Source organism: Kitasatospora sp. NPDC001159 (genome assembly GCF_053598235.1).
The window spans coordinates 1-9,293 of the sequence record NZ_JBSFJV010000173.1 but is presented as its reverse complement, the minus strand read 5'-3'; the positions used below and the strand labels follow the sequence as shown (position 1 = coordinate 9,293).

At 71.0% G+C, this 9,293-nt stretch carries 8 protein-coding genes and 2 tRNA genes; 7 read left to right on the top strand and 3 right to left on the bottom strand.

Annotated features, from left to right (window positions below):
* Positions 1 to 202: 202 nt before the first annotated feature.
* Positions 203 to 616: an SsgA family sporulation/cell division regulator gene (locus tag ACWC9T_RS39505; RefSeq protein WP_030056266.1), complete on the bottom strand. Its 414-nt coding sequence runs from the start codon at positions 614 to 616 to the stop codon at positions 203 to 205.
* A gap of 414 nt (positions 617 to 1,030) precedes the next feature.
* On the opposite strand from ACWC9T_RS39505, the gene ACWC9T_RS39500 reads away from it, so the two are divergent.
* A tRNA-Val gene (locus tag ACWC9T_RS39500) sits at positions 1,031 to 1,102 on the top strand.
* Positions 1,103 to 1,312: 210 nt separating this feature from the next.
* Positions 1,313 to 1,384 (top strand) — tRNA-Val (locus ACWC9T_RS39495).
* Between the two features lie 68 nt (positions 1,385 to 1,452).
* Here ACWC9T_RS39495 and ACWC9T_RS39490 read toward each other — a convergent pair.
* Entirely contained in the window at positions 1,453 to 2,220 is a 768-nt protein-coding gene (locus tag ACWC9T_RS39490) for an exonuclease domain-containing protein (protein ID WP_449825874.1), read from the bottom strand.
* Positions 2,221 to 2,370: 150 nt separating this feature from the next.
* On the opposite strand from ACWC9T_RS39490, the gene ACWC9T_RS39485 reads away from it, so the two are divergent.
* From ACWC9T_RS39485 to ACWC9T_RS39470, 4 genes are all read left to right on the top strand, one after another.
* Positions 2,371 to 2,925: a DUF4365 domain-containing protein gene (locus ACWC9T_RS39485; protein ID WP_449825873.1), complete on the top strand. Its 555-nt coding sequence runs from the start codon at positions 2,371 to 2,373 to the stop codon at positions 2,923 to 2,925.
* Positions 2,926 to 2,957: 32 nt separating this feature from the next.
* Positions 2,958 to 4,124 (top strand): hypothetical protein, encoded by a 1,167-nt coding sequence (locus tag ACWC9T_RS39480; RefSeq protein ID WP_449825872.1) that lies wholly within the window; start codon positions 2,958 to 2,960, stop codon positions 4,122 to 4,124.
* An 87-nt stretch (positions 4,125 to 4,211) separates the two neighbouring features.
* Positions 4,212 to 6,191 carry a threonine--tRNA ligase gene (gene thrS, locus ACWC9T_RS39475; protein WP_449825871.1) on the top strand — a complete coding sequence of 660 codons (1,980 nt, stop codon included), beginning with the start codon at positions 4,212 to 4,214 and terminating at the stop codon, positions 6,189 to 6,191.
* A gap of 81 nt (positions 6,192 to 6,272) precedes the next feature.
* Positions 6,273 to 6,833: an HIT family protein gene (locus ACWC9T_RS39470; protein WP_449825870.1), complete on the top strand. Its 561-nt coding sequence runs from the start codon at positions 6,273 to 6,275 to the stop codon at positions 6,831 to 6,833.
* 89 nt (positions 6,834 to 6,922) lie between these two features.
* Here ACWC9T_RS39470 and ACWC9T_RS39465 read toward each other — a convergent pair whose 3' ends face one another.
* Positions 6,923 to 8,569: a hypothetical protein gene (locus ACWC9T_RS39465; RefSeq protein ID WP_449825869.1), complete on the bottom strand. Its 1,647-nt coding sequence runs from the start codon at positions 8,567 to 8,569 to the stop codon at positions 6,923 to 6,925.
* Between the two features lie 198 nt (positions 8,570 to 8,767).
* Here ACWC9T_RS39465 and ACWC9T_RS39460 point away from each other — a divergent pair, with 198 nt between their 5' ends.
* A complete protein-coding gene (locus tag ACWC9T_RS39460) occupies positions 8,768 to 9,211 on the top strand; it encodes a thiol-disulfide oxidoreductase DCC family protein (RefSeq protein ID WP_449825868.1) in 444 nt (147 codons plus the stop codon).
* Positions 9,212 to 9,293 lie beyond the last annotated feature (82 nt).

Sequence of the window (9,293 nt, the reverse complement as noted above, 5' to 3'; positions counted from 1 at the left end):
GCCACCCCTACGGGTGGCCGGCTCCGCTGCCGGGTGCCTGCGGTGCTGTGGCCCCGCTCCGGTGGGAGCGGGGCTGTCACCGGCCCCGAGACCGCGTCGTGCGCGGCTGAGTCTTGCTGCCGTGCCCCCGAGTAGGACGGCTGCGATGACGGCAGGAGGTGCGGCCCCACCGGCAGTGGGGCTGGACCGCCTCTGGTCGGAGTCAGCTTTCGGCGAGGATGTGGGACAGCTCCCGGTCAAGGTCGAAGTGACGGTGTTCGGTGCCGGGGGGCACCGCGGCGTCCGTCCGCTTGAGGAACGACTCAAGCGCCCGGGCCGGGGCCTCCAGCAGGGCTTCTCCTTCCGGAGAGCTCAGCGCGATGCAGACCACCCCTTGCCCGTGGCTGCGCGACGGCCACACCCGGACGTCGCCGGTACCGGTGGGTCGGTGCAGCCCCTCCGCGAGGAGATCTCGGGCGAACACCCACTCCACGGTCTCGTCGGCGCCCGTGTGGAACGTGGCGTGCACGGCATAGGGGTCGGCGGTGTCGTAGCGCAGGCCCGCGGGGACGGGCAGTGAGGACTCGCTGGACACGATGAGGCGCAGGTGCAGCTCGCAGCTGACCGTGGTGTTCATAAGCGCCATGGCCTTTCGCTCAGTGTGCGCTCGGGGATTCGCACGTCGGCGAACGGACCATCCCACCTCCAAGACCGATGTAAACCCCTCTGTCCCGATTCGGATGCGAGTCGTACCCCTTACGGCGCATTGCGGAATCGTCACGGAGTACCCGCCCGGGGCATTACCGGCGGTTCTTCTCGGCCGGTTTCCGGGTCCGGCATGCACTCGGTCTGTACGAAGTGCCAAGGAGGGCCGGGAACAGGGGATCGGGTGGTGCGGCCGGGCCCGACGAGTCGGCCGTGCGGTCGGGAGGGCGGGGCGGGGTCCGGGCCCCCGCCCGGGTGTACGGCGGCTGGCGCCCGTGGGCGGGGCCCTCCGCCGGGAGGGTGTCCGGAGCACCCTCCGGGATGCGGTAATGTTTTCCCTGCAGCCGGGCGATTAGCTCAGCGGGAGAGCACTTCGTTCACACCGAAGGGGTCACTGGTTCGATCCCAGTATCGCCCACCGGAATGCATTGTGATATGTGAGGCCCAGCCGATTGTCGGCTGGGCCTCACATGTATTTCTAGAATCCCCCCGAATCGCCGTCGCTAATCCGACTGAGGCTCAGTCATCTTCCGTGCGGAGCGCGAGTTCTGCGGGCGCGCCAGCCTCACCCGGAAGGGGCGAGTTGTACGACGTCCCCCAAACGGTGCTACAGTTCATCTCGTTGCCCGGGCGATTAGCTCAGCGGGAGAGCACTTCGTTCACACCGAAGGGGTCACTGGTTCGATCCCAGTATCGCCCACCGGACAGCACGCAGGCCCTGACCAGGAAACCGGTCAGGGCCTGCGGCGTGTTCGGGGCCGTTCCCCGCTACGCCGCCGCCTCGCAGCCGTGTTCGGGCTCCAGCCGACGGCCGCAGCCGCACCGGGCGGGCCGCAGCGGCCAGGACAGGTCCACCCGCTCCGGCGTCCCCGACCGGTCGAACCAGCTCTGCAGCCCCCGCGCCTGCGCCGCGTGCCAGACCGCCTGCCGCAGGTGCAGCTCCGCCGCCGTCAATCCGCCCAGCGCCGCCGGGTAGCGGGCGCCTATTCGCCGGGTCAGCGAGAGCGCAGCCGCCGCGTCCGCCGCCGCGTCGTGCGCCCCGGTGAGATCGACGCCGTAGTGTGCGCACAGGTCGGTCAGCGTCCGGCGGCCCTTGCGGTAGCGGTCCACGTGCTTGTCCAGCACCCGCGGATCCAGCACGAGCAGCCCGGCGCCGTCCAGCCCGCCGGTCAGCGTCAGCCCGTGGTGGCGGCGCAACTCCCGGTCCAGCAGCGTCAGATCGTACGGCGCGTTCATCACCACCACCGGGTGCCCGGCCCGCGCCTGGGCCGCCAGCGCGCGGGTGACCTCCGCCACCACCGCGCGGGCCGGCCGACCGTGCGCCCGGACCCGCTCGTCGGTGATGCCGTGCACCGCGCGGGCGCCGTCCGGGATCGGCACACCCGGATCGGCGAGCCAGGTGGTGGTCTGCGCCGGTGTGCCCGGGGTGAGCTGGACGACCAGCGCGGCCGAGACGATCCGGTCGGTCTCGACGTCCACGCCGGTGGTCTCGGTGTCGAAGGAGGCGAGCGGGCCGGTGTACCAGTAGTGCTGCATGACTGCCCCTCAGACGTGCGTTCCGCGCACTGGTGATACCCGGTTCTGACGCCCGCTCAACCCGTTTGGCCCAGGCCCGACCGGGGATCCTGCCCAAGGGCGCTCCGTCCGAATCCGGACGGGCCCGGAGCCGGGGGAGGCCACGGGGCGATGGCACTGACACAGCCGCAGCCCGAGGAAGCGGCGAAAGCGCTGCGGGGGAACCTCGCGGTCACCGCCTGCATGGAGACACTGCAGGTCGGCTATCTGCACGCGGTCGCCGCCGCATCCGGCTGCTCGCTCTCCCAGCCGTTCCCGGACAACGGCATCGACTGGCAGGTCAGCCACGGCTCCCGGACGCACGAGGTGGACGACGAGGTCACCATCAAGATCCAGCTGAAGGCCACCCAGCAGATCGCGCCCGACCCCGCCGGGCCGTTCTTCAGCTTCACCCTGGACAACGACCACCTGCGCAAGCTCGCCCGCGCCCGGGTCGCGGTCCCGCGCATCCTGGTCGTGATGCTGCTGCCGCGCCGGGTCGACCACTGGCTCCGGGCCCGCCCGGACGCCCTGGAACTGCGGCACTGCTGCTACTGGGTCAACCTGGCCGGCCACCCGATCACCGGGCAGCGGCGCACCAACGTCCGGGTGCCCACCGACAAGGTCTTCGACGACCGCGCGCTCTGCGACATCATGGCCCGGGTCGGCGCGGGCGGCAGCCCGTGACCGCCCGGCCCCGGCAGCGAGGAACTGGACCCATGACACTGCCGCACGGACCGGACCACCCGTCCCGGGCCCTGCCCGACCCGGCCACCGTCGACCCCGCGGTGCTGGCCACCCTGCTCGCCCGGCACGGCTGGGTCCGACGCGGCGGCCCCGCCGCCCGGTACGGACGCTGGACCCCGCCGGACGACGAACCCGGCACCAGCCTGCTCGTCCCCGCCGGCGACGGTTTCGACGACGCCGTGGAACTCCTCACCGACGCCGTCACCGCCCTCTCCCGCTCCCGCACCCCCTCCGCCCGCTCGATCCTGCTCGCCCTCGCCGTCCCCGGCGACGAACTGCGCTGGCGCCGCGAACTGGCCGGCCCCGCCGACGCCACCCCCTGGGACGATGCCGAGCGGCTCCAGCGGGCGGCGCGCGCGATGCTCGCCGCCGCGGCCAAGGCCGGCCGGACCACCGCCGGCTACTTCGGGGCCCGGCTGGACGGCCTCGCCGGGGACTTCCTGGACCGGGTCCTGGTCGTCGAACAGGGAGTCGTCGAGCAGGGCGCCGCCCTGACCGCCTACACCCCCGCCCCCGAGGGCCGGGCCGCCGTCACCACCCTGGTCCGCGCCCTGGAGGCGCTGCGCGAGGCCGTCGACTACCGCCGGGTCAGCGGCGGGCCCGAGGCCCTCGAGAACGCCGTCCGGTCCGGGGTCAGCCGCGAACTCGTCCAGGCCGTCGAGGATCTGGTGCGCGGCGCGACCGCCGCCCGGCTCACCGTCGCCTGGTCACCCGCCGCCGGAACCCCGGGCGGATTCGGCGACCGCCGGATCGACCTCGACTTCTCGCCCGGTGACCTGCCCGCCCTGGCCGAGGCCGCCGACCTGCTGGAGCGGATCGAGCCCGCCATCGACGTCACCGTGGTCGGCGTGGTCGTCCGACTCAAGCGCGCCGACCCGTCCGGTCCCGGCTCGGTCCGGCTGCGGGTGCTCGGCGGCGCCGACGTCCGCGAACTCAAGCTGCGCCTGCCCGACCCCGACTACCGGCTCGCCGCCGGGGCCCACCTCTCCGGCGTCCCGGTCCGGGTCTCCGGCCGGCTGGAGCGGCGCGACGGCTTCCGCCGACTGACCCGGGCCCACGGCCTTGAGCTGTGCGGTTGGGAGGAGGGCGACCGCGAGCAGTTGCTGAAGGGGCTCCAGGACGGGGGAGAGCGGACGTAGGTGCGCGGTGCGGGTGGCGATCTCGGTACCATCGTCACGCGCAGCGCAGTGTTGCGTCCTCTGAATCCAGCACGTCAGGAGAGACCGGTGACGGACGTCCGGGTAATCATCAGCCGCGAACCCGATCGGGAAGAGCGCGTGGTGACGACGGGCACTACGGCCGCCGAGCTCTTCGCCGACGACCGCTCGATCATCGCCGCCCGCGTCGGCGGCCAGCTCAAGGACCTCGCCTACGTCCTCCAGGACGGCGACGAGGTCGAGTCGGTCGCGATCGGCAGCAAGGACGGCCTCGACATCCTGCGCCACTCCACCGCGCACGTCATGGCCCAAGCCGTGCAGCAGCTCTACCCGGAGGCCAAGCTCGGCATCGGCCCGCCGGTCAAGGACGGCTTCTACTACGACTTCGACGTCGAGAAGCCCTTCCACCCCGATGACCTCAAGGCCATCGAGAAGAAGATGCAGGAGATCATCAAGCGCGGGCAGAAGTTCTCCCGCCGCGTGGTCACCGACGAGGCCGCCCGCGAGGAGCTGGCCGCCGAGCCGTACAAGCTGGAGCTGATCGGACTCAAGGGCTCCGCCGCCACCGCCGGCGAGGGCGCCGACGTCGAGGTCGGCGCCGGCGAACTCACCATCTACGACAACCTGGACGCCAAGTCCGGCGACCAGTGCTGGGGCGACCTCTGCCGCGGCCCGCACCTGCCCAGCACCCGGCACATCCCGGCGTTCAAGCTGATGCGCAACGCGTCCGCCTACTGGCGCGGCAGCGAGAAGAACCCGCAGTTGCAGCGCATCTACGGCACCGCCTGGCCGACCAAGGACGAGCTGAAGGCCCACCTGGACTTCCTCGTCGAGGCCGAGAAGCGCGACCACCGCAAGCTCGGCAACGAGCTCGACCTCTTCTCGATCCCCGAGGAGATCGGCTCCGGCCTCGCCGTCTTCCACCCCAAGGGCGGCATCATCCGCCGCGCCATGGAGGACTACTCGCGCAAGCGGCACGAGGAAGAGGGCTACGAGTTCGTCTACACCCCGCACGCCACCAAGGGGAAGCTCTTCGAGAAGAGCGGCCACCTCGACTGGTACGCGGACGGTATGTACCCGCCCATGCAGCTCGACGAGGGCGTGGACTACTACCTCAAGCCGATGAACTGCCCGATGCACAACCTGATCTTCGACGCGCGCGGCCGCTCGTACCGTGAACTGCCGCTGCGCCTCTTCGAGTTCGGGACGGTGTACCGATACGAGAAGTCCGGCGTGGTGCACGGCCTGACCCGTGCCCGCGGCTTCACGCAGGACGACGCCCACATCTACTGCACCCGCGAGCAGATGGCGGAGGAGCTCGACTCCACGCTGACCTTCGTGCTCAACCTCCTCCGCGACTACGGTCTGACCGACTTCTACCTGGAGCTGTCGACCAAGGACCCGGTGAAGTACGTCGGCAGCGACGAGACCTGGGAGGAGGCCACCCGCGTCCTGGCGAGCGTGGCCGAGAAGCAGGGACTGCCGCTGGTGCCGGACCCGGGTGGCGCGGCGTTCTACGGTCCGAAGATCTCGGTGCAGGCGAAGGACGCCATCGGCCGCACCTGGCAGATGTCGACCATCCAGCTCGACTTCAACCTGCCGGAGCGCTTCGACCTGGAGTACACCGCGGCGGACGGCTCGCGCCAGCGGCCGGTCATGATCCACCGCGCGCTGTTCGGCTCGATCGAGCGCTTCTTCGCCGTGCTGCTGGAGCACTACGCCGGTGCCATGCCGCCGTGGCTGGCCCCGGTCACCGTGACCGGCATCCCGATCACCGACGATCACGTGCCGTACCTGCTGGAGGTCGCGGCCGAGCTGAAGAAGCACGGGATCCGGGTCGACGTGGACACCTCGGACGACCGCATGCAGAAGAAGATCCGCAACGCCCAGAAGAGCAAGGTTCCGTACATGCTCATCGCTGGCAACGACGACGTCGAGGCGGGTGCCGTCTCCTTCCGCTACCGCAACGGCGAGCAGAAGAACGGCGTTCCGGTGGCGGACGCGGTCCAGGAGATCGTGGACGCGGTGAAGAACCGCATCCAGGTGTGACGCCGTAGTCGGACCATCACGCGCGGGGCAGGCTCTCGAAGAGTCTGCCCCGCGCGGCTTTGCAAGCACCGCTGGGCGAATATGCTGATCAGCATGACGACTGAGCCGGAACTGCAGCGGGGCGTCGGTGAGCCGGACGGCTTCCGCCGCTTGTGGACCCCCCATCGGATGGCGTACATCCAGGGTGAGAACAAGCCCACCGGCCCGGCTCCGGACGACGGTTGTCCGTTCTGCTCGATCCCGTCGCTGAGCGACGAGGACGGGCTGATCATCGCCCGGGGGAGTGCCGTGTTCGCGGTGCTGAACCTGTACCCGTACAACGGCGGGCACCTGATGGTGGTCCCGTACCGGCACGTGGCCGACTACACCGACCTGGACGAGGCGGAGACGGCCGAGCTGGCCGACTTCACCAAGAAGGCGATGACCGCGCTGCGGGCGGCCTCCGGGGCGCACGGGTTCAACATCGGGATGAACCAGGGCGCGGCGGCCGGGGCCGGGATCGCGGCGCACCTGCACCAGCACGTGGTGCCGCGCTGGGGCGGGGACACCAACTTCATGCCGGTGGTCGGCCACACCAAGGTGCTGCCGCAGCTGCTGGCGGACACCCGGAAGATGCTGGCCGAGGTCTGGCCGCAGGACTGAGCCGGATGCCCGTACGAAAGCCCGTACAAAAGGGGCCTGCCACCGAACTCCTCGGTGGCAGGCCCCTTTTGGTACGTCGGGGGCCGGGATCAGTCGGCGCTGAACTCGTCGACCTTGTACGGGCGGCTGCCCTGCGCCTCGGACTTGATGATCGAGGTGCGGTTCTTGAAGAAGCGGTCCGCGTCAAGGTCGTGCTCCTGGAGGAACTCCAGCGTCGCGGTGTGCACCGCGTTGAGCACCGGGACGGAGGCGTTGAGCGCGTTGTCGACCATGGAGCGGTTGTTCCAGGCGGTGGCGACCCAGGAGTGCCGCAGTCCGAAGGGCTCGGGCAGGCCGAGGCCGCCGCCGAGCCAGCCGAGCAGGCCGGGCATCCGGTAGAAGGGGGCGCGGACGGCCTGGCGGACCACCTCGTCGTTGTCGATCAGGGGGAGCTTGACGGTGCGCTCCTCCCAGAACTTCACCGTCTTGGCGACCGACTTCTCCTTGTCCTTGGGTTTGTCGAAGAAGACGCCCTGGACCGGGCCGAGCGCGTAGCCGGCCACCGAGATGCTCAGCACGTTGGCCAGCAGGGTCACCGTGACGGTGAACGTGATGACCAGCTTGCCGTCGTGGGTGATGAACTGGGTGGCCAGGTAGTGCCGGGGGCCGCCGGGGAAGGTTTGCTTGTCGGCGATGCTCTGCACGGCGAAGTCGCGCATCCGGTCGCCGTCCATGTCGGCGCTGCCGGGGCGGCTGATCTCGTCGGCGCCCTCGCTGATGTCGAAGACCACCCACTGCTTGATGTTGACGTTGGGGATGCCGCTGTTGGCGACGTGGCTGACGCCGAGGCCCTTGAGGTGGGCGGAGATCCGGCGGACCAGGTCCCAGGGGTGGAAGGCACGGAAGTCGACGTGGCCCTCGGCGGGGTGCAGGGCGTCGGCCAGGCGCCACTCGCCCCAGCGGCGGCCGGCGCCGAGGATGCCCTTCGGGCCGGCGTAGTGGTGGATGTTGGTCTCCTGCTCGGCGTCCAGGCGGCCGAGCTTGTCGCGCAGGTCGTTGGCCTTCTTGTCCAGGTCGTCGCGGGGGACGGCCTTGGCCACGGTGGCGGCGACCGCGCTGCCCGCGACCAGGTCCTGCCAGCGGGTGCGCATGTCCTTGGCGAAGCGTTCGACGATCCGGCGGGCGAGGTACCAGCCGATCACCGGGGCGAGCATGGTGATCCGCAGGTAGATGCCCAGGACGCCGGCCGCCGGCGGGCGCAGCACGAGCAGGACCGCGAGGGCGGCGGCCGCGATCAGGGCGAGGCCGCCGTAGACGTCGGCGCCGCGGGTCTTGTCCCGCTTGAGCCAAGCGCGCAGTTGGAAGGCGCCGAGCCAGATCAGGGTGCCGGGGAGGAAGAGCAGGCCGGTGACCACGGTGACGGTGCTGAGCTGCCGGTCACGGGCGGTGCGCAGCTCCTCGGCGGCCAGGCAGTGTTCGACGACCTGGCGGGTGTCGACACCGAAGGAGGGGACGAGGGGCTTGCGGTCGCCGCCGAGGGCGCGGGAGATCAGCGCCTTGCTGAAGGCCTCGCCGAGGTTGGGGCGGAAGAGGGCGAAGCGGCCCTTCTTCGCCGTGACGTCGGTGACGGCCGTGACGAAGTCCTCGATCTCGCCGTCCCGGTAGGCGGCCGAGGAGAGCGCCTGGGTGACGGCGGTCTGCGGGCCGGCGTCGGTCCGGGGTATCTGCGCACCCGGGGTCATGTCGAGTGTGGTCACGGTGGCGTCCCCTCCTCCCCTTGTCAGCGGCAGGTTACCGTGCCGTGGCACCCCCGCGCGGATGATCGTCTGAAGTGCCGTCACGAACCGTCACGATCGAGCCGCACCCGGCCTGAGAGGCATGATGCCCAGCTTCGGCCTGGTCGATACCCGCCCGGACCGAGCGTGTTGGGGGGTGCAGGATGGATGGTGAAGCTGATGAAGGGGGTTGTCGTGAAGGATCCGGTGCTGGTGTTCGACGGGGACTGCGCGTTCTGCTCGTCCTGCGTGCGGTGGGGGGAGAAGTACCTGCGGCAGACGCTGGCCTCGGGGGGCTGGGAGGCGGTGCCGTTCCAGTTCGCGGAGCTGTCGGAGCTGGACGCGCGCGCGGGCGGCCTGGGCGAGGTGTCGGCCGAGCGGGCCGAGCGCGAGGTGCTGTGGGTGACGCCGGCCGGCCGGGTGTACGGGGGCGCGCAGGCGGTGGCGCGGTTGCTGATGCGCTCCGGGGGCGCGTGGGCGTACCTGGGGGCGGTGCTGACCCTCGCGCCGGTGCGGCCGGTGGCGGCCCTGGCGTACCGCTGGGTGTCGCGCAACCGGCACCGGATGCCCGGGGGCACGGCGGCATGCGCGCTGCCCAACCGCAAGGCGGTCGCGCACTCCTGAGGCGTGTCTGACGACGGCCGAGGCAACGAAGGCCACGGCAACGAAGGCCACGGCAACGAAGGCCGAGGCAACGAAGGCCGAG

Coding starts and splice junctions, on each gene's coding strand:
- ACWC9T_RS39505 (WP_030056266.1), bottom strand. CDS start 616: ATGAACACCACGGTCAGCTGCGAGCTGCACCTGCGCCTCATCGTGTCC.
- ACWC9T_RS39490 (WP_449825874.1), bottom strand. CDS start 2,220: ATGCAGCACTACTGGTACACCGGCCCGCTCGCCTCCTTCGACACCGAG.
- ACWC9T_RS39485 (WP_449825873.1), top strand. CDS start 2,371: ATGGCACTGACACAGCCGCAGCCCGAGGAAGCGGCGAAAGCGCTGCGG.
- ACWC9T_RS39480 (WP_449825872.1), top strand. CDS start 2,958: ATGACACTGCCGCACGGACCGGACCACCCGTCCCGGGCCCTGCCCGAC.
- ACWC9T_RS39470 (WP_449825870.1), top strand. CDS start 6,273: ATGCTGATCAGCATGACGACTGAGCCGGAACTGCAGCGGGGCGTCGGT.
- ACWC9T_RS39460 (WP_449825868.1), top strand. CDS start 8,768: ATGAAGGGGGTTGTCGTGAAGGATCCGGTGCTGGTGTTCGACGGGGAC.